At 67.3% G+C, this 22,571-nt stretch carries 24 protein-coding genes; 9 read left to right on the top strand and 15 right to left on the bottom strand.

From position 1 onward, the window contains the following. Positions 1 to 82: 82 nt before the first annotated feature. From IFE19_RS07505 to IFE19_RS07495, 3 genes are all read right to left on the bottom strand, one after another. Complete coding sequence (locus IFE19_RS07505; protein ID WP_207826902.1) at positions 83 to 451, bottom strand: DUF4377 domain-containing protein; 369 nt, start codon at positions 449 to 451, stop codon at positions 83 to 85. A 126-nt stretch (positions 452 to 577) separates the two neighbouring features. Next, entirely contained in the window at positions 578 to 973 is a 396-nt protein-coding gene (gene dksA / locus IFE19_RS07500; RefSeq protein WP_207826901.1) for an RNA polymerase-binding protein DksA, read from the bottom strand. 226 nt (positions 974 to 1,199) lie between these two features. Next, positions 1,200 to 1,625, bottom strand: coding sequence for a flagellar assembly protein FliX (locus IFE19_RS07495; protein ID WP_207826900.1), 426 nt, complete (start codon positions 1,623 to 1,625; stop codon positions 1,200 to 1,202). A gap of 181 nt (positions 1,626 to 1,806) precedes the next feature. Between IFE19_RS07495 and IFE19_RS07490 the strand changes: the two genes are divergently transcribed. The 4 genes from IFE19_RS07490 to IFE19_RS07475 are packed head-to-tail and all read left to right on the top strand — an operon-like array spanning position 1,807 to position 5,303. Then, positions 1,807 to 2,925 (top strand): flagellar basal body P-ring protein FlgI, encoded by a 1,119-nt coding sequence (locus IFE19_RS07490; protein WP_207826899.1) that lies wholly within the window; start codon positions 1,807 to 1,809, stop codon positions 2,923 to 2,925. After that, positions 2,925 to 3,224, top strand: a complete 300-nt coding sequence (locus tag IFE19_RS07485; RefSeq protein ID WP_207826898.1) for a rod-binding protein — start codon at positions 2,925 to 2,927, stop codon at positions 3,222 to 3,224. Before IFE19_RS07490 ends, IFE19_RS07485 begins: the two co-directional genes overlap by 1 nt. Next, complete coding sequence (locus IFE19_RS07480; protein ID WP_207826897.1) at positions 3,221 to 3,661, top strand: flagellar basal-body protein FlbY; 441 nt, start codon at positions 3,221 to 3,223, stop codon at positions 3,659 to 3,661. The genes IFE19_RS07485 and IFE19_RS07480 overlap by 4 nt, the downstream gene beginning before the upstream one ends. Positions 3,662 to 3,716: 55 nt before the next feature. Further along, entirely contained in the window at positions 3,717 to 5,303 is a 1,587-nt protein-coding gene (locus IFE19_RS07475; RefSeq protein ID WP_207826896.1) for a sensor domain-containing phosphodiesterase, read from the top strand. Between the two features lie 118 nt (positions 5,304 to 5,421). Here IFE19_RS07475 and IFE19_RS07470 read toward each other — a convergent pair whose 3' ends face one another. Together IFE19_RS07470 and IFE19_RS17595 are read right to left on the bottom strand one after the other, a co-directional pair. Further along, positions 5,422 to 7,005: an ABC-F family ATP-binding cassette domain-containing protein gene (locus IFE19_RS07470; protein ID WP_225910448.1), complete on the bottom strand. Its 1,584-nt coding sequence runs from the start codon at positions 7,003 to 7,005 to the stop codon at positions 5,422 to 5,424. After that, entirely contained in the window at positions 6,971 to 7,108 is a 138-nt protein-coding gene (locus IFE19_RS17595; protein WP_225910447.1) for a hypothetical protein, read from the bottom strand. Before IFE19_RS17595 ends, IFE19_RS07470 begins: the two co-directional genes overlap by 35 nt. Positions 7,109 to 7,155: 47 nt before the next feature. Between IFE19_RS17595 and IFE19_RS07465 the strand changes: the two genes are divergently transcribed. Both IFE19_RS07465 and uvrA read left to right on the top strand, forming a co-directional pair. Then, on the top strand, positions 7,156 to 7,758 hold the full coding sequence (locus IFE19_RS07465) for a group III truncated hemoglobin (protein ID WP_225910446.1): 603 nt from the start codon (positions 7,156 to 7,158) through the stop codon (positions 7,756 to 7,758). 100 nt (positions 7,759 to 7,858) lie between these two features. Continuing rightward, positions 7,859 to 10,798, top strand: coding sequence for an excinuclease ABC subunit UvrA (uvrA, locus tag IFE19_RS07460; RefSeq protein WP_207826893.1), 2,940 nt, complete (start codon positions 7,859 to 7,861; stop codon positions 10,796 to 10,798). A 27-nt stretch (positions 10,799 to 10,825) separates the two neighbouring features. On the opposite strand, the gene IFE19_RS07455 is transcribed toward uvrA, so the two are convergent. Together IFE19_RS07455 and IFE19_RS07450 are read right to left on the bottom strand one after the other, a co-directional pair. Beyond that, positions 10,826 to 11,713 carry a hypothetical protein gene (locus IFE19_RS07455; RefSeq protein ID WP_207826891.1) on the bottom strand — a complete coding sequence of 296 codons (888 nt, stop codon included), beginning with the start codon at positions 11,711 to 11,713 and terminating at the stop codon, positions 10,826 to 10,828. Positions 11,714 to 11,734: 21 nt separating this feature from the next. Then, positions 11,735 to 12,661 carry a hypothetical protein gene (locus IFE19_RS07450; protein WP_207826890.1) on the bottom strand — a complete coding sequence of 309 codons (927 nt, stop codon included), beginning with the start codon at positions 12,659 to 12,661 and terminating at the stop codon, positions 11,735 to 11,737. A gap of 104 nt (positions 12,662 to 12,765) precedes the next feature. On the opposite strand from IFE19_RS07450, the gene trmFO reads away from it, so the two are divergent. Continuing rightward, entirely contained in the window at positions 12,766 to 14,172 is a 1,407-nt protein-coding gene (trmFO, locus tag IFE19_RS07445; RefSeq protein WP_207826888.1) for a methylenetetrahydrofolate--tRNA-(uracil(54)-C(5))-methyltransferase (FADH(2)-oxidizing) TrmFO, read from the top strand. Positions 14,173 to 14,191: 19 nt separating this feature from the next. Here the strand turns inward: trmFO and IFE19_RS07440 are convergent, their stop codons facing one another. Further along, positions 14,192 to 15,397, bottom strand: coding sequence for an MFS transporter (locus tag IFE19_RS07440; protein ID WP_207826886.1), 1,206 nt, complete (start codon positions 15,395 to 15,397; stop codon positions 14,192 to 14,194). Positions 15,398 to 15,465: 68 nt separating this feature from the next. Between IFE19_RS07440 and IFE19_RS07435 the strand changes: the two genes are divergently transcribed. Further along, complete coding sequence (locus tag IFE19_RS07435; RefSeq protein ID WP_207826884.1) at positions 15,466 to 15,957, top strand: MarR family winged helix-turn-helix transcriptional regulator; 492 nt, start codon at positions 15,466 to 15,468, stop codon at positions 15,955 to 15,957. Between the two features lie 2 nt (positions 15,958 to 15,959). Here IFE19_RS07435 and IFE19_RS07430 read toward each other — a convergent pair whose 3' ends face one another. Genes IFE19_RS07430 through IFE19_RS07420 form a run of 3 tightly spaced genes read right to left on the bottom strand, consistent with a single transcriptional unit; the run spans position 15,960 to position 17,626 of the window. Next, positions 15,960 to 16,736, bottom strand: coding sequence for a sulfite exporter TauE/SafE family protein (locus tag IFE19_RS07430; RefSeq protein WP_207826882.1), 777 nt, complete (start codon positions 16,734 to 16,736; stop codon positions 15,960 to 15,962). A gap of 4 nt (positions 16,737 to 16,740) precedes the next feature. Beyond that, positions 16,741 to 17,274 (bottom strand): rhodanese family protein, encoded by a 534-nt coding sequence (locus tag IFE19_RS07425; protein WP_207826880.1) that lies wholly within the window; start codon positions 17,272 to 17,274, stop codon positions 16,741 to 16,743. A 28-nt stretch (positions 17,275 to 17,302) separates the two neighbouring features. Next, entirely contained in the window at positions 17,303 to 17,626 is a 324-nt protein-coding gene (locus IFE19_RS07420; protein WP_207826878.1) for an ArsR/SmtB family transcription factor, read from the bottom strand. A gap of 77 nt (positions 17,627 to 17,703) precedes the next feature. On the opposite strand from IFE19_RS07420, the gene IFE19_RS07415 reads away from it, so the two are divergent. Beyond that, positions 17,704 to 18,582 carry an MBL fold metallo-hydrolase gene (locus IFE19_RS07415; RefSeq protein ID WP_207826876.1) on the top strand — a complete coding sequence of 293 codons (879 nt, stop codon included), beginning with the start codon at positions 17,704 to 17,706 and terminating at the stop codon, positions 18,580 to 18,582. Here the strand turns inward: IFE19_RS07415 and IFE19_RS07410 are convergent. From IFE19_RS07410 to secD, 4 genes are all read right to left on the bottom strand, one after another. Continuing rightward, complete coding sequence (locus IFE19_RS07410; RefSeq protein WP_207826875.1) at positions 18,579 to 19,211, bottom strand: squalene/phytoene synthase family protein; 633 nt, start codon at positions 19,209 to 19,211, stop codon at positions 18,579 to 18,581. The genes IFE19_RS07415 and IFE19_RS07410 overlap by 4 nt on opposite strands. A 54-nt stretch (positions 19,212 to 19,265) precedes the next feature. After that, a complete protein-coding gene (locus tag IFE19_RS07405) occupies positions 19,266 to 19,886 on the bottom strand; it encodes a hypothetical protein (RefSeq protein ID WP_207826873.1) in 621 nt (206 codons plus the stop codon). 92 nt (positions 19,887 to 19,978) lie between these two features. Beyond that, positions 19,979 to 20,950, bottom strand: a complete 972-nt coding sequence (gene secF, locus IFE19_RS07400) for a protein translocase subunit SecF (RefSeq protein WP_207826872.1) — start codon at positions 20,948 to 20,950, stop codon at positions 19,979 to 19,981. Beyond that, complete coding sequence (gene secD, locus IFE19_RS07395; protein WP_207826871.1) at positions 20,950 to 22,548, bottom strand: protein translocase subunit SecD; 1,599 nt, start codon at positions 22,546 to 22,548, stop codon at positions 20,950 to 20,952. The genes secF and secD overlap by 1 nt, the downstream gene beginning before the upstream one ends. Positions 22,549 to 22,571: the final 23 nt, after the last annotated feature.

Below are 22,571 nucleotides of genomic sequence, written 5' to 3'. Positions count from 1 at the left end.
GCAGGATGCGACGCCGTTCCGACAGGGGTCTAGGTCGATCACGTCTCGATCGAAGTCAAGAGACGCCCGCGCCTAATCCCAATCAGCGCTTGGGCTTCTGGTCCAGAATCTCGATCAACGACCAATGCACGGACGAGGCGTCGGCCGGCGGGTTGGCCACGGGCGTGCCGCGAACGCGCAGGCGGTACTCCACGCCCGGCTGATGCTGGAAGCCCTCATAGCCGAAGTAGTGCAGCGTCCAGGGCTGATCCTCGGCTTCGCGCACCTGCAGACAGGTCGTGCGCGCCACCCCAGCGGTGCAGGGCTGGACGTCAGCCGCCACGAAGACGGTCTTCTCGACCACCTGACCGACCACAGGCTTCGCCGGCTCCAGATTCGGCGCGGGCGTTTGAGCGCAGGCGCCCAGGGCCAACAGGCTGACAGCCGACAGGGAGACGAGAAAACGGGTCATGAAGAATCCTTGGTAGAGTTAGCGGATCGACAGCAAAATCATGCCGACCCGCCCCATATTGCATCGCAACATGGCTCAACTTGGGGCATTTCCCGAATTTTTCGTCACCTTGCCGGCGACGGCCGCTCAGTCGTCGCGATGAACCCGTTCGCGGCGCTCGTGCCGCTCCTGGGCCTCGACCGACAGGGTCGCCGTCGGGCGGGCTTCCAGCCGCCCCAGACCGATCGGCTCGCCTGTGTCCTCGCAATAGCCGTAGGAACCGTCCTCGATCCGGCGCAAGGCGTCGTCGATCTTGGAGATCAGCTTGCGCTGACGGTCGCGGGTCCGAAGTTCCAGCGCCCGGTCGGATTCCGACGAGGCCCGGTCCACCAGATCCGGATGGTTCTCGGTTTCGGCTTTCAGATTAACGACAGTGCCCTTGGATTCGCGGAGGATGTCATCCTTCCACGCCAGAAGCTTGGCCTTGAAATAGGCCAGCTGCCGCTCGTTCATAAACGGCTCGTCGTCGGTGGGCCGGTACATGACCGATTCCCCTTCGATCACAGACGCTAATGCGTTCATCGCACTCACGCTCATCTTGTCTGCGCCCCCCTGCGGCGCATGGGCCGTATAGGCAAGGCGGAGAGTCGCGGCAATGGCGTTCGCGAGTCCGTGATCTGGCAAAGCTTCATTAACGCCCGGCCACTGTGGCAAATTGTCCGCACATGACCGTCGAAACCGCTATTTCAACTGCATTTTTCGCAACTTCCTAAGCGCGCGCCTGCGCCGCTTCCGCCTTGGCCATCTCGACGGCCGCGCGCAGATCGATCTGATCCAGCACGCCCTTCAGACCAGGGTCGGCGTCATCGGGCCGCTCTTCGCGCAGGCTTCGGGCCAGTCGTTCCAGCGCCGGAGCGCCGTCCTGACCGTTCAGCATGGCCAGCTTCAGCTCGTCGAGCCGATCCAGCAACCCGCCGCCCCGGCGAATAGCCCGACGCCGTCGTTCGGTCGCGTCCTCGACCCCCTGAAGCGCCATCAGGGCCGAGACCCCCGCCACACTGGACGCCGAGCTTGTCGCGGCGGCCGAAGCCGCCCCTGTCGCTCCGCCGCTGGCCGGCAGGCTGAAGCCTCCCGTCGCCTTGGCGGGCCGAGAGCCTTGCGTCGATGTTGCGCCCGAGGGGCCAGTGACCTTCATGATCCATGCTCCCGATCTGCCTGAACCATCGGCCAGGACCGTCACCGCTTGGTTAACGCCCCGGCAGAATCTGCCGCCGACGCCACCAGACGCCTACAGTGCCCATTGAAATTAAACGGTATTTCCAGCGGCACAAACTTCGCATGGTTAATCGCGAACGCCTCAACAGGACGTCTGTCGTATGCAGAAGTTGCTCACCGCCCTCCTCGCCTCCGCTTCCGCCGCCCTGATTCTGGCGGCGACGCCGAACGCGGCCGAGGCTCAGTCGCGGATCAAGGACATCGTCTCGATCGAGGGTGTCCGCACCAACCAGCTGGTCGGCTACGGCCTGGTGGTCGGTCTGAACGGCACCGGCGACTCGCTCCGCAACTCGCCCTTCACCCGCCAGTCACTGGAAGGGATGATGGAGCGCCAAGGCGTCAATATCCGCGGCGCCAACCTGAACACCAAGAACGTCGCGGCGGTCATGATCACCGCCGACCTGCCTCCCTTCGCCACCCCTGGGTCGCGCCTGGATGTCGCCGTCTCGGCCATGGGTGACGCCAAGAGCCTGCTGGGCGGCACCCTGCTGGTCACGGCCCTGCAAGGCGCCGATGGCGAGATTTACGCGGTGGCGCAAGGGTCCGTTCAGACCGGCGCCGTCTCGGCCTCGGGTGGTTCAGGCTCCTCAGTCACGCGTGGCGTCCCCACCGCCGGCCGCATCGCCTCGGGCGGCGTGGTCGAACGCGAGACCGGCTTCGACCTGTCGGCCATGCCCATCGTGCGTCTGACTCTGCGCAACCCCGACTTCACCACGGCCCAGCGTGTCGCCGCCGCCATCAACCAGTCCTATCCCAACAGCGCCATGGCCGAAAACGGCACCGTGGTCGCCATCCGCGCGCCCCGGACCATGGGCATGGCCGGTTTCGTCAGCCAGGTCGAAAACCTGCCCGTTCGCGTCGATGCTCCGGCCAAGGTCATCATCGACGAGGTCAACGGCGTCATCGTCATGGGCGAAGCTGTCCGTGTCTCCACCGTCGCCATCGCCCAGGGCAACCTGACCGTATCGGTTCAGGAAAACCCGATGGTCAGCCAGCCCGAGCCCTTCAGCCGCGGGGGGCAGACCGTCGTCGTGCCGCAGTCGAACGTCTCGGTTGAAGAAGAAACCGGCCGCCAGATGCGCATCGTCAACGGCGGGGCCTCGCTCTCGACCCTGGTCAACGGCCTGAACGCCCTTGGCGTCAGCCCGCGCGACATGATCAGCATTCTGCAGGCCATCAAGGCGGCCGGCGCCCTGCAAGCCGACATCGAGGTGATGTGATGGAAGCCCTGCCCAACGGATTTTTGCACCCCGCCGACATCACGGCCCATCGTAGTCAGTCCCCGCAACAAATGCGTGAAACCGCCGAATCCTTCGAAGCCAGCTTCCTGTCGCAGATGCTCAAGCCCATGTTCGAAGGCCTGCAGACCGATGGCCCGTTTGGCGGAGGTGAAGGCGAGGCGACCTGGCGCAGCTTCCTGATCGACGCCATGGCCAAGCAGACCGTCAAGGCGGGCGGCATCGGCCTGGCGGACACCGTCATGTCCGAGATGCTCAAGATGCAGGAACAGCCCGCGTGACCACCGACGTCGAAACCTCCGCCCTTCGGGCGCGACAACTGATCAACCTCACCCAGACCCTGACCGAACGCCTCGCCGCCGAACGTGACGCCTTCCGCGCCCATCGCGCTCAGGATGTCGCCGCCAGCATGAACGAGACCCAGGAACTGGCCAATCTGTACCGTCGAGAATCGGCTCAGGCCAAGGCCGCGCCCGCCTTCCTGTCAGTCATCCCCACCGCCGACCGCGACGCCCTGATCGCCGCGACCGAAGCCTTCGAGGCCGTCCTGGCCGAACACGCCTCGACCGTCGACGCCGCCCGTCAGGTCTCCGAGGGCCTGGTCCGCACCATCGCCGCCGAGGTCGCCGGCGCCCGCGCCCAGGGCGTCGGTTACGGCGCTTCCGGTCGGGCCACCGAGGGTGACGGCCGCGCCGTGGCCCTGAACCGCAAGGCCTGACGAAAAGCAGCGTCGGTCTGCGTTTTCTTAACGGCCCGCCGTGCATGGTCTGCCCATGAATTTGAAATCGCGCCTTCTTGGTCTGGCCTTCGCCGCCGCCGACGCCTTGGTCGAGGTGGATGAGAAAGCGCAAGTCACCTTTGCGCTGGGCGCGGGACCAGTCACTGGCCAGTCGACTGCGGCGTGGATCGGGCATCCCTTCGCCGACCTGCTTTCCTATTCCAGCCGCGCGATTGTCCTCGAAGCCCTTGGTGATCTGGTCGGCGGGGAACGCAGCCGGCGCCTGGAAGTTCTTGCCGACTGCGGCGACGGTCGCGTCCGTCGCGCCCTGTTCCGCGCCTTCATCCTCCCGGACCTTGCGCCGGCGGTTTCCTGCGCCCTGACCTGGCAAGGCGAACCTTTTACGCTTGAAGCTGCAACCGACCAGTCTCTGGCGGACGCCGAGGGCTTCCTGGCCCTGGCCCGCGAAGGCCTGAACGGCAAGACCGGGGCCGCTCTGCAACGTCTGGCCATGGCCTTCATCGAGGTGCAGGGTCTCAACGCCGCCAACGACGCGACCAACGAACGTGTGGCCGCCCGTATCGGCGCGCGCCTGCAGCAGGCTTCCCACGACGGCGCCAGCGCGGGTCAACTGACCGCCAACCGCTATGCCCTGATCAGGCAGACCGACGACGGCCGCGATCTCGAGGCCGAAGTGCGCGAGGCCGGTCTGGCCGAGGGCCTGACCCTGACCTCGCGCGCCAGCCATGTCGCGGTCGGTTCCGACGCCCTGTGCGCCCTGCGCGCCATGCGTTTCGCCATCGAGGGGTGCCTGAAGGACAATGCGGCCCAGCCCGAACTCAGCTTCGCCGATTCCCTGTCGCGCACTCTGAAGGACGCTGACCGCTTCCGTGGCATTGTCCGTGACAAGGAGTTCGCGCTTTTTTATCAGCCCATCGTCGATCTGAAGACGCGGGCCGTGCATCATTTCGAGGCCCTGGCCCGCTTCGGCCAGTCGGGCGGCCCCGCCTCCGCCATCCGCATGGCCGAGGAACTGGCCCTGATCGAAAGCTTCGACCTGGCCGTGGCCGAGAAGATCGTCCACCGGCTGCGCCAGCCAGGATCCGGCCTGCTGAAGATCGCGATCAACGTCTCCGGCGCCTCCCTGGCCAATGACGCCTATGTCGCAGCCCTGCTACGCATGACCGCCTCCGAACCCGACAATCGCAAGCGCCTCATCGTCGAGGTCACCGAAACCGCCGCCCTGGCCGACATCGCCGCCGCCAACCGTCGCCTGGGCGCCCTGCGCGACGCCGGGATCAAGGTCTGCATCGACGATTTCGGCGCGGGTTCGGCCGCCTTCGACTACCTGCGCGGCCTCTCGGTCGATGCGGTCAAGATCGACGGCGCCTTCGTGCGCGGCATCGACAGCGACGCCCGCACCCGCACGCTGATCGGCCATCTGGTAGAGCTGTGCGGCTCCCTGGGCATGACCACGATCGCAGAGATGATCGAAACCGAAGACGCCGCGCGCGCCGTCCAGGATCTCGGCGTCGACTATGGCCAAGGCTGGCTTTTCGGCCGTGCCGAGGCCGAACCCGTCACCACCGGACCCGTCGCCGCACGCGCCCGCCGTCAGGGCGTGGTCGAAGCCTGGGGCTGAAGCTGAAGTCCACGCTTGCGGACCTCAACGTCGGTGATTTTCCGGGATCGGGGCTCTGAAAGCGATTTTGCTCGCCCGACCCGCAAGCCGGACCAGCATGCGGGCGCCCCTTGAAAGCTCAGCCCCTTGCCGGCGTCAGCCGCACCTCCCGATCGACCCCCACATTGTCCATGAAGTCTCGATCATGGGTAACGATTGCAAGCGCGCCGTCGTAGACCGCCAGCGCCGTCTCGATCGCCACGATCGAGTCCAGATCCAGATGGTTTGTCGGCTCATCCAGGATCAGCAACTGTGGCGGTCGCGTCCCCGTCATCACACAGGCCAACGCCGCCCTCAGCCGCTCGCCGCCTGACAGGGTTCCGACCGTCCGGTGCGCCGCCGCGTTGCGGAACAGGAACCGCGCCAGCGCCGCATGGGCGTCGTTCAGCGTCCCCTCGGGGTTTAGCCGCCGCCAGGCCTCGATCAGGGTCTCCTCCGGCTTCAGGATCGCCGCGGCCTGATCCAGCAGCGCCGCCGTCACAGGTCGTTCGATCCGCCCGGCCGTCGGCTGCAACTGGCCCGAGATCAGCTTCAGCAAGGTCGTCTTGCCCGCCCCGTTCGGCCCCGTGATCGCAACCCGCTCCGGCCCCGTCAGCCGCAGCGACACGGGCCCCACGATCCGCTCGCCCTCAGGCGTCGCCCATTTAACTCCGTCCAGCGCCAGCACGACCTTGCCCTGCGCCAGCCTCGTCGAGGGCATGGGCACGGACAGCAGCCGCGCCCGCTCGACCCGCTCGCGCGCCCCGACCAGTTGCGCCTCGACCTCGGCCCGGCGCCGCTCCGCCAGACGCCCCTCACGCGCTCCGGATTCCTCAGCCCGCTGCGCCCGGGCGTCGAGCAGGATCTTCGGATCGGACGTCCCCGCCCGATGCGCCCGCCCCGCCCTGTCGCGTTTCGCCTTCTTTTCCAGCGCCGTCTGCGCCTCGCGCGCCGCGCGGCCGACCTCCCGCTCGGCGCTCTCCAGATCACGCTCCGCCGCCGCCCGCTCCGCCTCGCGCCGCTCGACATAGAGATCCCAGCCGCCGCCATAGGTCCGCGCGCCCAGGCTCGACAGTTCCACGATCCGGTCCATCCGCCGCAGCAGGCCCCGATCGTGGCTGACCGTCAGCACCCCGCCCGGCCAGCGCTCGACAACCTCGGCCACCAAGGCCCGCGCCTCGGCGTCCAGATGGTTGGTCGGTTCGTCCAGCACGATCAGATCGGGCGCCGCCAGCATCAGTCCCGCCAGCCGCAGCCGCGTCTGCTCGCCGCCGCTCAGACTGCTCGTGGGCCGATCCAATGCCAGCCCGACCAGCCCGACCTGCGCCAAGGCCTCGTCCAGCCGCGTCTCCAGCGTCCAGTCGGCCTCAGCCATGTCCTCGACCGAGCCGTCGCCCGCCAGCACCCGCGCCAACAGAGTCAGAGGCCCCGCCGCGCCCAGGGTCTCGGCCACGGTCTCGCCGGACGCCGGCTCATAGGATTGCGCCAGCCAGCCGACCGTCCCGGCGCGCGCGACCGCGCCCTCGGCAGGCTCGGCCAGACCGGCGACAAGCCGCAGCAGCGTGGTCTTGCCCACGCCGTTGCGGCCCACGACGGCCGTGCGCTCGCGCCCGAAGGCGAGGCTCAGATTATCGAATAGGGCTTGACCGTCAGGCGTGCGGGCCGCGACGCTGCTGAGCGTCACGAATGCGGATGCGGACGGGCTTGGGCTTGGGTTGAGCGAGGACATAGGCGAGCACGAAGAGCGGAGCGGAAAGGGCGAAACCGATTTCCAGAGCGCTGATCATGATCGTCGTGCCTCCTCGTCAAATACGTTGGCTGAATGGAAGGATGGGTGCTGATCTTTCGCAGCGCAACCCCAATTCTCCTGCTGCGCTTTTGCGATGCGGCGCCGAGCCCCTATCTTCAGGCCATGACCGCGCCTGACCGAACCGTCGCCTTCCGCATCGACAAGCCCGCCCCCGACCGCGCCGAGGCGGCCACCCGCCGGGCCGAAGCCGTCCAAAAAATCCGGGACGAGACCGGCATTGATGAGGCTCTGATCGACACCCTGGTCGAGGGCTTCTACGCCCGCGTCCGCGACGACGATTTCATCGGCCCGATCTTCGCCGAGCGGATCGAGGATTGGGGGCCGCACCTCGAACAGATGAAGCTCTTCTGGTCCTCGGTCGCCCTGTCCACCGGCGTCTATCAGGGCCGCCCCATGCCCAAACACCTGCCCCTGCCCATCGACGCCCGCCATTTCGACCGCTGGCTTCAGATCTTCGAGGCGACCGCGCGCGACCTCTGCCCGCCCGTCGCCGCCGACCACTTCATCGTCCGCGCCCGCCGCATAGCCGAAAGCCTGGAACTCGGCGTCGCCAACGCCAACGGCGTCCTGGTCGGCCCCGGCGAACGCTACCGCCGGCCCGAACCCGCCTGGACGCCCGAGGGCTGAGCGCAAGTTCTCATATTGTTCTTGCTGTTTCGGGCGAATTGATCCCCATATAGCGTCGTCGCCCCGGACCGTTCCGGGGTCTTCCGCGTTCCCGGATTCCATGACCGAAAAGCACAACTTCATCCGCGTTCGCGGCGCCCGCGAGCACAATCTCAAGGGCGTGGACGTCGATATCCCGCGCGAGAAGCTGGTCGTGATGACCGGGCTGTCGGGGTCGGGCAAGTCCTCGCTGGCGTTCGACACCATCTACGCCGAGGGCCAGCGTCGCTACGTCGAATCGCTGAGCGCCTATGCGCGTCAGTTCCTGGAGCTGATGGGCAAGCCCGACGTGGACCTGATCGAGGGCCTGTCGCCGGCCATCTCCATCGAACAGAAGACGACGTCGAAGAACCCGCGCTCGACCGTCGGCACGGTCACGGAAATCCACGACTACATGCGCCTGCTGTGGGCGCGCGTCGGCGTGCCCTATTCGCCCGCCACCGGCCTGCCGATCGAGAGCCAGACCGTCAGCCAGATGGTCGACAAGCTGACCGCCCTGCCCGACGGCGAGCGCATCCTGCTGCTGGCCCCCGTCGTTCGCGGTCGCAAGGGCGAGTACAAGAAGGAGATGGCCGAGTGGCAGCGTAACGGCTTCCAGCGGCTGAAGATCGACGGCGAATTCTACGCCATCGAGGACGCCCCGGCGCTCGACAAAAAGTTCAAGCACGACATCGATATCGTCGTCGATCGCATTGTAACCAAAGAAGGTCTTGAGCCGCGCTACGCTGACAGCATTCAGACGGCGCTGAACCTGGCCGACGGCATCGCCACCGCCGAATGGGCCAATGCAGCGGAAGGCGAAGAGCCCCGCCGCATCGTCTTTTCCGAGAAGTTCGCCTGCCCGGTCTCCGGCTTCACCATCAGCGAGATCGAGCCGCGGCTGTTCTCGTTCAACAATCCCTTCGGCGCCTGTCCGACCTGCGACGGCCTGGGGGTCAAGCTGGCCTTCGACGCCGATCTGGTCATCCCCGACCGCGACAAGACCCTGCACAAGGGTGCGGTGGCGCCGTGGGCGCGCGGCCCCTCGCCGCTCTACACCCAGACCCTGCAGTCCCTGGCCCAGCACTACGGCTTCTCGATGGACAAGGCCTGGCGCGACCTGCCGGAACAGGCCCAGAAGGTCATCCTGCACGGCTCGGGCGGCGAGAAGATCAAGTTCGTCTACGACGACAACGCCCGCAAATACGAGGTCGCCAAGGCCTTCGAGGGCGTCCTGCCCAATCTGGAACGCCGCTGGCGCGAGACCGACAGCGCCTGGGTCCGCGAGGAACTGGGCCGCTATCAGTCCGAGACGCCCTGCGAGGTCTGCGGCGGCAAGCGGCTGAAGCCCGAGGCCCTGGCGGTCAAGGTCGGCGGCGCCGACATCGCCGAGATCAGCTGGCTGTCGATCTCCAAGGCCTATCTGTGGTTCACCACCCTGGATGACCACCTGACGGACAAGCAACGCGAGATCGGCCGCCGCATCCTCAAGGAGATCACCGACCGGCTGCGCTTCCTGAACAACGTCGGTCTGGACTACCTCAGCCTGTCGCGCAGTTCCGGCACCCTGTCGGGCGGCGAGAGCCAGCGCATCCGTCTGGCCTCGCAGATCGGCTCGGGCCTGACGGGCGTCCTCTATGTGCTGGACGAACCCTCCATCGGCCTGCACCAGCGCGACAACACCCGTCTGCTGGAAAGCCTGATGGGCCTGCGCGACCTCGGCAACTCGGTTCTGGTGGTCGAGCATGACGAGGAGGCCATCCTGACCGCCGACTACGTCATCGACATGGGCCCGGCCGCCGGCGTCCACGGCGGCGAGATCTGCGCCCAGGGCACGCCCGCCGAGGTCATGGCCAACCCGAAATCCCTGACCGGCCAGTACCTGACCGGCGCGCGCGAGATCGAACTGCCGCCCGAAGGCCGTCGTCCGGTCGACCGCAAGCGGATGCTGAAGATCAGCGGCGCCACTGGCAACAACCTGAAGAACGTCACTGGCGAAATCCCCGTCGGCCTGTTCACCTGCGTCACCGGCGTGTCCGGCGGCGGCAAGTCGACCTTCACCATCGAGACGCTCTACAAGGCCGCCGCGCGTCGCCTGCACAACGCCTCGGACGCCCCGGCCAACTTCGACCGGATCGAGGGGTTGGAGCAGTTCGACAAGGTCATCGACATCGACCAGTCCCCCATCGGCCGCACCCCGCGCTCGAACCCGGCCACCTATACCGGCGCCTTCAACCCGATCCGCGACTGGTACGCGGGCCTGCCCGAGTCCAAGGCGCGCGGCTACGGCCCCGGCCGCTTCAGCTTCAACGTCAAGGGCGGCCGCTGTGAGGCCTGTCAGGGCGACGGCGTCATCAAGATCGAGATGCACTTCCTGCCGGACGTCTACGTCACCTGCGACGTCTGCAAGGGCAAGCGCTACAACCGCGAAACTCTGGAAATTGTCTTCAAGGGCAAGAGCATATCCGACGTTCTGGATATGACGGTTGAAGAGGCCGCGCGCTTCTTCAACGCCGTGCCGTCCATCCGCGACAAGATGCTGACGCTGGAGCGCGTGGGCCTTGGCTACGTCAAGGTCGGCCAGCCCGCCACCACCCTGTCGGGCGGCGAGGCGCAGCGGGTCAAGCTGTCCAAGGAACTGGCGCGGCGCGCAACCGGTAAGACCCTCTACATCCTCGACGAGCCGACGACCGGACTGCACTTCGAGGACACGCGCAAGCTGCTGGAGGTGCTTCAGGAGTTGGTCGACAACGGCAACACCATCGTCGTCATCGAGCACAACCTGGATGTCATCAAGGTCGCCGACTACCTGCTCGACTTCGGTCCAGAAGGCGGCGACGGCGGCGGCGAGATCGTGGCCTTCGGCACGCCGGAACAGGTCGCGGAAAACCCCGCCAGCTGGACCGGCAAATACCTCAAGGAGGTGCTGGACCGCCACGAGGAGCGCCGCAAGGCTCGCGTGGCCGCCCTGCCTGAGGTGCAGAAGGCCGAAAAGAAGACCCGCACCCGCAAGAGCGCCTGACCGGGTCGGTCAGGCGTCCTCGCCTCCTCAGGCGCGCGGTGCGCCCTTGAGCTGCAGATAGGCGGCCGAGAACGGCGCGTACATGATGACGACCTGGGCCGCCGTCATGACGGCGTTGACGAGCAGCGACACCACCAGCATCGGCCCCAGGGCGCTGAGCAGGCTGGGGACGCTCGCCCCTTCCATGCCGACCAGGCGCTCGGCTCCGCCGACCATCAGGCTGAGCGGCGCGGCCACGGCCGAGCCGAGCAGGCCGACCAGCATGGCCATGACCCAGGCGATGATCGCCATGCCCATCAGGGGCCAGAAAACCTCCTTGCCCGTCATGGCGAAGGCCGGCTTCACCGCGATCCGCCCCTCGGCGAAGGTCGCCGGCACGACCAGGCTGAGCCGCACCGACAGCCAGATCACGACCGCCAGCACCGCCAGAGACAGCAGGACCACGGCCAGCCACAACGCCGGTGCGGCTACGGCCAGGGCGGCGACCAGGCTGACAAGCATGAAGCCGACGAAGCTGACGGCGAACATAATCAAGGCGACGATCAGGCTGGCGCCCAGCACCCGCAGCTCGTCCTTGCCCAGACGCATGTAGCCGAACTTGCGATCCTCGGGCCGGATGACCGACCGGGCGATGGCGGCGCTGATCACGGCGCTGAACAGCAGGCCCAAAGGCGCGGCCCAGGCGACAATGACGCCATAGGCCTGCATCAACGGCTGCATGTCCTCGATCGACGGCTCGGTCTGCCCCTCCAGTTGGGAAATCAAGGACATGATGGTGGCGAAATGCGACCCCACCAGCAGGAAGAGCAGGCCGAAGAAGGCGGCGTAGGCCACGGCCCACAGCAGGACAGCGACGGGCGCGCGCCGCGTCAGTCGAAAGCCCTCAAAGGCGCAGTCAGTGGCGGAAAAGGTCATGCGATCGTCCTTGATTCCCGCTCAGCCTAGCGCAACCGGGCGTGCTTCGTCCTGCGGCGCTTGCGCCAGCAGCGACCGGCAGGCCTCGGCGTAGGGGGCCATCGTCACCGTGCTCAGAAAACCCTGCAGCCATGACAGGGGTACGAATGCCGCCAGCGCCCAGGGGATCAGCACGTTCCAGTTCACGGTCGGCGGCGCGCCCTGGTCGAGCATCGCGGCCAGGCTGAAGACATTGACCCCGGCCAGCAGGAACAGGACCACGGCGACAATCGCCAGCAGCGCCAGTTCGATCGCCAGCACGACCGCGACAATTGCAAGACTCAGCCCCAGCAGTCGCAGCACCTGCCCCTTCGACAGCCTCCAGCCCTGAACGAAGGCGAAGTCGCCCAGGGCCACGCTGGCGGGCATGATCAGACAGGCCCGCAGGATGACGCCCCAGGCAGCCAACCCCGCCGCCAGAGCCACCAGCAGCCCCACAACGACCGCCGCCGTTTCCGACACGAACCAGAGCCCGGCCCCGACGGCGAAGGCGATCAGGGCGATCACAATGGCGGCGGCGTAGAAACCGACGATCATGGCCAGGCCGACGACGGCGATCCGCACCTCGTCCATGCCGATCTTCAACCCCGCGAACGGCGTGTGGCGCTCAGTGAACAGCACCGCCCGGAAAATTGCAGCCGTCACCACGACCCAGATCAGCATCTGCAGGATATTGGCCAGCCCCGACATGGCCTGAAACTGCACCATCTGTCCGACAAAGGCGGCCGAGGGCTCCTCCGACGCCGTGTCCGTCAAGGCCATGGCCCCGAACAGGCGCAGCATCAGCGCACCCATCAGCAGCGACGGCGCCACGGACACCACGCCCCAGGCCCAGACCTGCAGCGGCCTGCGCTTCGTCAACTTGAAGCCAGAGGCCAGGGCCTCGCTGATAGAAAACGCCGTGGTCATGATGGGCTCCTCTCAAGCTTGGTCATACGCCAGACACAGAGTGCTTCGCCACCCCGCCGCAATGACAGGCTGACGGAAGGCTCGCATCCCGCTAGAAGGCCGCCATGTCGAACGCAGCCTCCTCTCCCCAGCCCATCCCCGCCCCTGTGCACGTCATCGGCGGCGGCCTCGCCGGTTCCGAAGCCGCCTGGCAGATCGCCCAGGCCGGCGTGCCCGTCATCCTGCATGAAATGCGCGGCGTGCCGGGCATCAAGACCGACGCGCACCAGACGGACGGCCTGGCCGAGCTGGTCTGCTCCAACTCCTTCCGCTCGGACGACTGGGAATACAACGCCGTCGGCCTGCTGCACGCCGAAATGCGGGCCCTGGGCTCGATCATCATGGAATGCGGCGACGCCCATCAGGTCCCGGCGGGCGGCGCCCTGGCCGTCGACCGCGACGGCTTCTCCCAAGCCGTGACGGCCAAGCTGGAAGCCCACCCCCTCGTGACCATCGTGCGCGAGGAAATCGCCGGCCTGCCGCCCGAGGACTGGGACAACGTCATCGTCGCCACCGGCCCGCTGACCTCGCCCGCCCTGGCCGACGCCATCCTGAAGATGACCGGCGAGGAAAGCCTCAGCTTCTTCGACGCCATCGCACCCATCATCCACGCCGACAGCATCGACTTCGACATCGCCTGGCGTCAGTCGCGCTATGACAAGGAAGGCCCCGGCGGCGACGCCGCCGCCTACGTCAACTGCCCGATGGACAAGGAACAATACGACGCCTTCATCGACGCCCTGCTGGGCGGCCCCAAGGCCGAGTTCAAGGACTGGGAGAACGTCCCCTATTTCGACGGCTGCCTGCCGATCGAGGTCATGGCCGAGCGCGGCCGCGAGACCCTGCGTCACGGCCCGATGAAGCCGGTCGGCCTGACCAATCCGCGCAACCCGACGGTCAAGGCCCACGCCATCGTCCAGCTGCGTCAGGACAACGCCCTGGGCACCCTGTTCAACATGGTCGGCTTCCAGACCAAGCTGAAGCACGGCGCCCAGGCCGAGACCTTCCGCATGATCCCCGGCCTGCAGAACGCCCAGTTCGCGCGCCTGGGCGGCCTGCACCGCAACACCTACCTGAACAGCCCGCAACTGCTGGACAAACAGTTGCGCATGAAATCCATGCCGCGCCTGCGCTTCGCCGGTCAGGTGACGGGCGTCGAGGGCTATGTCGAAAGCGCCGCCATGGGCCTGCTGACCGGCCGCCTGGCTGCAGCCCAAGCCCTCGGCCGCGACCTGTCTGCGCCGCCGCCGGAGACCGCCATGGGCGCCCTGGTCGAACACATCACCGGCGGCCACCTGGCGGGCTCCAAGTTCCAGCCGATGAACATCAACTACGGCCTGCTGCCGCCGCTGGAAGCGCCCAAGGTCGACGAGGACGGCAAGCGCATCCATCCCAAGGAACGCGGCCGCGCCAAGAAGCGCCTGCAATCCATCCGCGCCATGGAAGCCCTCAAGGCCTGGCGGGACGCTTAAACAGGAAGGCCGGGTCGGCTCAGCGCAGTCTGGGCAGGCCCGGCCGGAACTGCAGCGTCATCACGCCCAGACCCACGACGCCGACGCCCATCAGGACCCAGGCCCCCGTCAGGTCGGCCATGTGGTCGCGCAACAGGCCCGCAGCCAGCGGCGACAGGCTGGCGATGATGTAGCCTCCGCCCTGGACGAAGGCGAGCAGGTCGCCTGATCGGGCCGGATCATCGATCTGGTCCATGGCCAGGATCAGGGTCAGCGGGAAGATCGCCCCGATCCCCAGCCCCATGACTACCACGACCGGGACCGCCAGCGACACCGGCGCGACCACCAGACCCGCCAGTCCGATCAGGGCCAGCACCAGCGCCGTCAGGATCGGCACGCGCCGGTCAGGGAAGCCCGCGATGACCATCGACACGATGACCCCCGCCGCCACCTCGGCCCCGGTCATGCCGCTGAGCAGATAGCCCGCCGTCGCCCTCGCCTGCCCCAGATCGACGTAGAAGGGCGGAAGCCAGGCCAGGACCAGGGTATAGGCCGAGGTGCCCAGCCCCATGATCAGGACCAGACTCCACGCCCGACCTTGCTTCCAGAAGGGGACTTCCGGGTGCGTCGTTTCGGCCACGGCCACCCGGTCGGGCTCCTCCGCCGCCGGATCACGCGCGGCGATCAGCCAGACGACCGCCGCGACGAAGGCAGGCAGGCCCCACAGGGCCAGGGTCCAGGCCCAACCCACCGCCTCGGCCAGCCCCGCCGCTGTCGCCGCCGCGACCGCCGCCCCGCCCATGATGCCGGTCGTGTAGACGGCCATCACCGTGCCGAACCGCGTCGGGAATGCCCGCTTGATGACGACCGGCGCCAGGGCCTGAATCAGAGCCACGCCGACGCCGACGACCGCCGCACTGGCGATCAGACCCGCCGCGTCCTGCAACACGGCCCTTGCCAGACAGGCCCCGCCGATCAGCAGCGCCCCCAGCAGGATACCGCGCCGCTCGCCCAGACGCCGCCGCAGGGGCCGGATCGACAGGGCGCCGAGGCCGATCATGGCCACCGGCAGGGTGGTCAGCAGGCTGGCGGCGGTGGAATCCATCCCCGTCGCGCCCTCGATCAGATCCAGCAGCGGCCCGACCACCGCCATCGCCGGACGCAGGTTCAACGCCAGAGCGAAAATGGCCGCCAGCAGCAACAGGGACGCGCCGCGCGCCGCTTTGGCATCGGACCGTGCGGTCATGACAGGGGACTCCACTGAGAATTGGCGCTAGTATCTCGACCTCAAGTATCTCGATGTCAAGATAACTCATGCCCGACAGAGCCTCCCGCGCCGCCGCCCAATGGGCCGTCCAACGCCCCGACATGGATATGCTGCCGATGGAGGCGCTGGGCCGCCTGCACGAGGCCTCCATCCTGGTCGCGCGTGAGCGTCAGGCGCCCCTTTACGCCCGCTACGGACTGCAACAGGGCGAGTTCGACGCCCTGGCGACCCTGCGCCGCTCGGGCGCGCCCGAGGGCCTGACGCCGACCGCCCTGTTCGAGGCGGCCATGATGTCGTCCGGCGGCATGACGGCCCGCATCGACCGGCTGGAAAAGGCGGGTCTGGTCGCGCGCGGCCCCCACCCGACCGATCGCCGCGCCACCCTGGTCCGTCTGACCGACAAGGGCTTCGACCTGATCGAAACCATTATGCCCGAACATGAAGAAGCGGCGCGGGACATCCTCGCGCCGCTATCGCTCGATGAGCAGAAGACCCTGAACGCATTGCTGGCCCGCCTGATCGGCGGCCTCTGCGACTGAGGTCAGCCGCCGGTGGTCGCCTTGAAGGCCACATAGACGGCGACGATCAGGATCAGTCCCGCGAACAAATGACGCCCCAGGGCCGCGTTCGCGCCCAGCCGCTTCGACAGCGGCAGGCCCGCCAATGTGCCGGCCGCGCCGCCGACCGCCATGGCCGCGACCACGCCCCAGTCGACCAGACCGGACAGGCTGTAGTTCACCGCCGTGCTGGCCCCGAAGGCCGCGACGCTGAGCAGGGACGTCGCCTGCGCCGCCGCCAGGGTCATGCCGGTCGCCCACATCAAGCCCGGCACGATCAGGAAGCCGCCGCCGATGCCGAAGAAGCCGGCTGCGACGCCAACGCCCGCCCCCGACACCGCCACGCGCGGGGCTATGCCCCGGTTCAGCCGGACGCCAGGGTCCCCCTCGCTCTTCTTGGGCAGCATCATGGCCAGACCAACCCCCGCCATGGCCACGGCGAAGGCCAACAGCAGGTGATGGCCGTCAATGGCCTTGGCTGCCGATGAGCCGAACCAGGCGGCCGTGGCGCCGACCACGGCGAACATCACCGCGCAGGGCCAGCGCACCCGGCCCGCCCTGGCTTGGCCGGCCAGAGCCGTCAGGGCGTTCAGCGACACCCCGGCCGCCGAGGCGCCGATGGCCACGTGCGGATCGCGCACGCCGACGACATAGAGCAGCAGCGGCACGGCCAGAACCGACCCGCCACCGCCGAACACCGTCAGCAGCAAGGCCACCACGCCACCGCTCAGGCCCGCCAGAAGCAGCTGGATCGGCTCCATGACCTCAGGCCCGCTTCATGTTCCGGTTCCAGGGCATGACCGCCAGTAGCCGCGCCATGCCGCAGAAGCCCGTCGCCCCGGCCACGAACAGCCCCGCGCCGACAAAGGCGGAAAGGCCCCAGAAGGCGGGATGCACGGCCACACCCAGCGCGCCGCCCAGCAAGATCAGACCGCCCGCCGCCATCTGCACCTGACGCATCAGCTCCAGCGGCTGCTTCGTGTCCGTACTCACCGGCAGCCCGGCCTTCTTCCAGGCGTCCAGACCGCCCGCCAGCACATGGGCCGGGCCGTCGACGCGCGCGGCCAGCCGATCGCAGTGCGCGCCGGTCCGGTTGCCGCTGCGGCACATGAAGATGACGTCCTTGCCCGGCGTCAGGTCGAGGTTTGCGGCCTCAAAGGTCGACAGCGGGGCCGCAACGGCCCCCGCGATATGTTCGCGCGCGTGTTCGTCGGGTTCGCGCACATCCACCAGCACGGCGGTCCGCGCCTTCAGGCGAGCAGCGACCTCGGCGGGCGCCAGGGAGACAAGCGGATTCATGGTCATGGTCCTTCGAATTGGGGAGGCCTCAGGCCGAAGCGGGAGGACAGAAGATCTCGGCCAGAACGCCGATCACCTGTAGGGCGGCGGGATCAGCGATGCGATAGAAGACGGCGGTGCCGCTCTTTCGCGCGCTGACCAGTCCGTCTTCACGCAGGCGCGCCAGATGCTGGGACAGGGCCGATTGCGACAGGCCGACCAGCGGCAGCAGGTCCGCGACCTGCCGCTCGCCGTCGCCGATCTGGCAAAGGATCATCAGCCGGTTTTCGTTGGACAGCGATTTCAGCAACCGGGCGGCGTTGCCAGCATTGGCTTGAAAGCGTTCCAGTCCGATGGCGTTCAGGTCGATCATGCACGTCAATATATATAAGCACTTGTTAAATTAGCAATGACTAATATATCTAGCCGCGACCCAAGGAGGCTGACGCCATGACCCTTTCCGCCGCTGCACACCGTCCTGACGTCGCAGGCTTCTTCGACCCCGCGACCCACACCGTGACCTATCTGGTGTCAGACCCCGTCACCGGCGTCGCCGCCATCATCGACCCGGTGCTGGACTATGATCCGGCGGCGGCGCGCACCTCGACCGGCTCCATCGACCGTGTGATGGACGCCGTCCGCGACCGGGGCCTGACGCTGGAACGGGTGCTGGAGACCCATGCCCACGCCGACCACCTGACCGGCGCCGACGTCATCCGCACGCGCACCGGCGCCGCCATCGGCATCGGCGAGAAGATCACCCGCGTGCAGAAGACCTTTGGCGATCTGTTCGAGGCGGGCGACGTGACCCCCGACGCCGTGGTCTTCGACGAGACCTATGCCGACGGCGCCCGCTTCAAGCTGGGCGAGCTGGCGGTCGAGGTCATGCACACGCCGGGGCATACACCCGCCTGCATCGCCTATCGTATCGGTGACGCGGTCTTCGTCGGCGATACCCTGTTCATGCCCGACTACGGCACGGCGCGTTGCGACTTCCCCGGCGGCGACGCCCGGACCCTGTATCGCTCGATCCAGAAGATCCTCGCCCTGCCCGACGCCACGCGGATCTTCGTCGGCCACGACTACCTGCCAAAGGACGGCCGCACCGATTTCCGCTGGGAAACCAGCGTGGGCGAGGAGAAGGCCAACGTCCACCTGGCCGGGCGCAGCGAGGACGACTACGTCGCCATGCGCGAGGCGCGCGACGCCACCCTGCCGCCGCCGCAACTGATCCTGCCGGCGCTGCAAGTCAACATCCGGGCCGGCGCCCTGCCCCCGGCCGAGGCGTCAGGAAAGCGCTTCCTGAAACTGCCGCTGAACGCGATCTAGACCCGACCGCGCAGCACGCTCCAGAACAACCGCAGCCGCTTCAACGGCTCGGGCTCATCGGTTCGGGTCAGCGTCGCATGGGCGACAGCGGGAAAAGCGGCAGTCGGCAAGGCTGTCAATGCGGCGTTGGCGGCGGCGGCCTGAGCCTTCGCTTCTTCGCCCCGCCCGGTCTGCGACAGAGCCCACAGACGCCCGGCCTCTGCGACCGCCGCATCATGCCCCTCGCCCACCAGCATTCGCACGGCGACCTGCATGGGACCGACATAGAAGGCGTCCAGGTCGTGCGGCTCGCCATGGACCCGACCGATGTGGGCCTCGATCAGGGCGTCAAAGGGCGCGCGGTCCAGCCCGTGACGAGTGACGGCGGCGGTCAGGGCCTCCAGCACCGGATGGCCGACGCGCGGGGTGTTGGCGAAGACACCGTCCAGTTGCTCGGCCCACCACATATAGCGCATCTCCGCCAGCATGGGCTGGGTGACGCGGGTGGGAATGGCCAGAAGCTCCGCCTCAAGGGCGTAGAGGGCGATCAGGTCCGCGCGCGCCTGAACATCGGCCACGAACCGGCTGGACAGCCAGCGGTCGGGGTCGGCGACGCGGACCTGGGCATCAAGATCAACAGAAGCAGTCATCCCGCAAGGCCATCGGCCATTGCGGGATGACGTTCAAGCCTCGGAGCGTCCGGATCAGCCGAACAGGGTCTGGTACATGGCCATCGACGTCAGCATCGGCAGCGACAGCAGCAGGTTGGTGCGGCTGCCCAGCATGGCGATACGGGCCGCCCTGGCCTTCTTGTCATCATCCACGGCGATGATGCCCAGGGCGCGCTTCTGGTTCGGCCAGATCACGCCCCAGACGTTCAGGAACATGATGATGGCCAGCCAGACGCCGATCCCCATCAGGGTGAACTGCTGGTCGCCCGCGTTCAGACCGCCGGCCAGGCCGAAGGTCAGGACTTCATGGGCATAGACATGACCGCGCGTGAACAGGACCGCGATCCCGGCCAGCACCGTCACCAGCGCCGACCAGCGGAACCAGAACAAGGCCTCGGGCGCGATATGCTTGCTGACGGCGGGCTTCAGCTCGGCCGGGATCGCGGGCATGACCCGGATCTGCACGAAGTTGAAGTAGTAGAGCAGGCCGATCCACAGGATGCCGGCGACGACGTGAACCCAGCGGAAGGCCGCCTGGGCGAAGCCGAGGTCGAAACCGCCCGGCGCGATGCGGCCGAAGGCGAAGATCATGACGCCCGCCAGCAGGATGCTGAGCAGGAAAGTCGTTCTGAAGTTGGAAAGCAGTTTGGCCATGCGCCCCTCCCCGGGTCGGAATCAGGAAGCGTGACCTTACTCCTCCCTCCCCGCCCGGGGGAAGGAGGAGCCTTTTCAGGTAGAGCCTGCCTCTAGGGCCGGCTGGCCATGCCGAGCTTGATCGGCTTGGCGTCCTCGTCGATGGAGCCGCCGCGCTTGACGCCCCACAGAAGGATGATCGGCGCGCCGACATAGATCGACGAATAGGTGCCGATCACGATGCCGATCATCAGCACGATGGAGAAACCGAACAGGGCCTCGCCGCCGTACAGAGCCAGGACCGCAAGAACGCCCACGGCGGTGACGCCGGTGATGATGGTCCGAGACAAGGTTTCGTTCAGCGACAGGTCGATCACCTCACGCAGAGGCATGGTCTTGTACTTCCGCAGGTTCTCGCGAAGGCGGTCGAAGACCACGACGGTGTCGTTCATCGAGTAACCGATGACGGTCAGGATGGCCGCCACGGTGTTCAGGCTGAACTCAAAGCGGAACAGGGCGATCAGACCGAAGGTCAGCACCATGTCGTGCACCAGACCCGCCACGGCGCCGAAGCCGAACTGCGGCTCGAACCGGAACCAGATGTAGATGAACATCAGCACGATGGCCGCGCCCAGGGCCAGCAGACCGCTGGTGAACAGCTCACCCGAGACCTTGGAGCCCACGACGCTGACGCCCGAGTATTTCACCTCGCCTACCGCCTCGTCGATCGCCTTCTCGACACGGGCGACGACGGCGCTCTGGCCTTCATCCTCAGGAATCTGGAAGCGGACGATGGCGCTGGCCGCGCTGTCGATGCCCTGGACCTGGACGTCTCCCAGACCCAGTTCACTGACGGCGCTGCGCACCTGATCCAGCTCCAGCACCTGCCCGGCGGGCTTGGACACTTCCATCGAGGCGCCGCCCCGGAAGTCGATGCCCATGTTCAGGCCGGGATAGAAGCAGCCGACGATCGAGGCCACGCACAGGATGATCGAGATCACGCCGGCGGCGGGCGCATACTTGACGAAGTGGAAGTTCGTCTTCTGCGGAAGCAGTTTGATGAGGGGCCATCCACGCATCGCCATCACTCCGCGATCGGCAGTTTTTTGGGCTTGGCGACTTTGAGCCAATACCCAAGCAGGACCTGGGCGACCATCACCGAGGAGAACATGGAGGTGAAAACGCCGATGGTCAGCGTCCAAGCGAAGCCGCGCACGGGGCCCGCGCCGAACATGAACATGATCAGCGCCGCCACCAGGGTGGTCAGGTTGGCGTCGACGATCGTGCCCATGGCCTTGTTGAAGCCGGCGTCCATCGAGGCGATGACCGAACGGCCGGCCCGCGCTTCGTCGCGCATCCGCTCAAAGATCAGCACGTTGGCGTCCACGGCCACGGCGAAGGTCAGCACCAGACCCGCGATGCCGGGCAGAGTCAGCGTCGCGCCGAACAGCGACATGGCGGCGATGATCAGGATGCCGTTCAGCATCAGACCCAGAACCGACACGCCGCCAAACAGGAAGCCGTAGGCCCCGATCATGAAGACGCAGATCAGGATGAAGCCGATGATGGTCGAAACCATGCCGGCCTGCACCGCGTCGGCGCCCAGTTCGGCGGTGACGACGCGGCGTTCCTCGACCTTCAGCGGCGCTGGCAGAGCGCCCCCGTTCAACAGGTTCACCAGTTCCGAAGCGGACTGGATCGAGAAGTTGCCGGTGATCTGACCCGTGCCGCCGGTGATGGCGCCCTGAATCGTCGGGGCCGAAATCACCTTGCCGTCCAGGATGATGGCGAAGGGCTTGCCGATGTTCTGGGCCGTAGCCTCGCCAAAGCGACGCGCGCCCTGGCCGTCGAAGCGGAAGTCGATGGCCGGGCGGCCGTTCTGATCCGAGCCGACGCCGGCGCGGGTCAGGTTCTCGCCCGAGACCAGGATACGCTTCTTGACCAGATAGGGCTGCCCCTGATCGTCGGTCAGCAGTTCAGCGTCAGGCGGCACGCGGCCGGCCATGGCGTCCTGCAATCCGGTGCTGGTCGTATCGACCATCTGGAAAGTCAGTTGGGCGGTACGGCCGACCAGACGCTCCAGCTCGGCCGGATCGCTCTGCCCGGGGGCCTGAACGACGATACGTTCCGCGCCCTGGCGGGTAATGGAGATTTCCTTGGTGCCCGAGCTGTCCAGACGGCGGCGCACGACCTCGATGGACTGATCCACCGCCGTGGCGCCCATGCCGCTGATCGCTGCGTCGGTATAGGCGAAGCGAATACGGTTGCCGCTCAAACGGGTCGCGGTCCGGTCCGGCTGGCCGTTGGCGGCGACGCCGGTCTGCGCCAGGGTGCGCAGTTCCGTCAGCGCCACGTCGAACTGACCGGGGTCGGCGATGGTCACGACCACGCCGCCCGCCTCGCGCTGCATGGCGCCGATGTTGACCTTCTGCTCGCGCAGGGCGACGCGAACGTCTTCCATCAGGTTGGTGACGCGCTTGTTGCGCATCTCCGGCACATCGACCTCCAGCAGGAGGTAGGAGCCTCCCTGCAGGTCGAGGCCCAGGTTCAGGCCGTTCTTGGGCAGCCAGCCGGGCAACGCATCGCGCTGCGCCTGACTGAGCACGCTCGGGAAGGCCAGCAGCAGCCCGACAACGAGCGACAGCACGACCAGGGTGACTTTCCAGCGCGCTAGCTGAATCATGTCAGGGCTCTATCTCGGACGGG

Source organism: Brevundimonas pondensis (assembly GCF_017487345.1).
GTDB classification, from domain to species: Bacteria; Pseudomonadota; Alphaproteobacteria; order Caulobacterales; family Caulobacteraceae; genus Brevundimonas; species Brevundimonas pondensis.
Note: the sequence above shows the minus strand (reverse complement) of the source record. Positions and strands in the feature narration are given on the sequence as shown.

Bases quoted from the DNA above. Each gene is read 5' to 3' on its own strand.
- IFE19_RS07505 (WP_207826902.1), bottom strand. From the start codon at position 451: ATGACCCGTTTTCTCGTCTCCCTGTCGGCTGTCAGCCTGTTGGCCCTG.
- dksA (WP_207826901.1), bottom strand. From the start codon at position 973: ATGTACCGGCCCACCGACGACGAGCCGTTTATGAACGAGCGGCAGCTG.
- IFE19_RS07495 (WP_207826900.1), bottom strand. From the start codon at position 1,625: ATGAAGGTCACTGGCCCCTCGGGCGCAACATCGACGCAAGGCTCTCGG.
- IFE19_RS07490 (WP_207826899.1), top strand. From the start codon at position 1,807: ATGCAGAAGTTGCTCACCGCCCTCCTCGCCTCCGCTTCCGCCGCCCTG.
- IFE19_RS07485 (WP_207826898.1), top strand. From the start codon at position 2,925: ATGGAAGCCCTGCCCAACGGATTTTTGCACCCCGCCGACATCACGGCC.
- IFE19_RS07475 (WP_207826896.1), top strand. From the start codon at position 3,717: ATGAATTTGAAATCGCGCCTTCTTGGTCTGGCCTTCGCCGCCGCCGAC.
- IFE19_RS17595 (WP_225910447.1), bottom strand. From the start codon at position 7,108: ATGATCAGCGCTCTGGAAATCGGTTTCGCCCTTTCCGCTCCGCTCTTC.
- uvrA (WP_207826893.1), top strand. From the start codon at position 7,859: ATGACCGAAAAGCACAACTTCATCCGCGTTCGCGGCGCCCGCGAGCAC.
- IFE19_RS07455 (WP_207826891.1), bottom strand. From the start codon at position 11,713: ATGACCTTTTCCGCCACTGACTGCGCCTTTGAGGGCTTTCGACTGACG.
- IFE19_RS07450 (WP_207826890.1), bottom strand. From the start codon at position 12,661: ATGACCACGGCGTTTTCTATCAGCGAGGCCCTGGCCTCTGGCTTCAAG.
- trmFO (WP_207826888.1), top strand. From the start codon at position 12,766: ATGTCGAACGCAGCCTCCTCTCCCCAGCCCATCCCCGCCCCTGTGCAC.
- IFE19_RS07440 (WP_207826886.1), bottom strand. From the start codon at position 15,397: ATGACCGCACGGTCCGATGCCAAAGCGGCGCGCGGCGCGTCCCTGTTG.
- IFE19_RS07435 (WP_207826884.1), top strand. From the start codon at position 15,466: ATGCCCGACAGAGCCTCCCGCGCCGCCGCCCAATGGGCCGTCCAACGC.
- IFE19_RS07430 (WP_207826882.1), bottom strand. From the start codon at position 16,736: ATGGAGCCGATCCAGCTGCTTCTGGCGGGCCTGAGCGGTGGCGTGGTG.
- IFE19_RS07425 (WP_207826880.1), bottom strand. From the start codon at position 17,274: ATGAATCCGCTTGTCTCCCTGGCGCCCGCCGAGGTCGCTGCTCGCCTG.
- IFE19_RS07420 (WP_207826878.1), bottom strand. From the start codon at position 17,626: ATGATCGACCTGAACGCCATCGGACTGGAACGCTTTCAAGCCAATGCT.
- IFE19_RS07415 (WP_207826876.1), top strand. From the start codon at position 17,704: ATGACCCTTTCCGCCGCTGCACACCGTCCTGACGTCGCAGGCTTCTTC.
- IFE19_RS07410 (WP_207826875.1), bottom strand. From the start codon at position 19,211: ATGACTGCTTCTGTTGATCTTGATGCCCAGGTCCGCGTCGCCGACCCC.
- IFE19_RS07405 (WP_207826873.1), bottom strand. From the start codon at position 19,886: ATGGCCAAACTGCTTTCCAACTTCAGAACGACTTTCCTGCTCAGCATC.
- secF (WP_207826872.1), bottom strand. From the start codon at position 20,950: ATGGCGATGCGTGGATGGCCCCTCATCAAACTGCTTCCGCAGAAGACG.
- secD (WP_207826871.1), bottom strand. From the start codon at position 22,548: ATGATTCAGCTAGCGCGCTGGAAAGTCACCCTGGTCGTGCTGTCGCTC.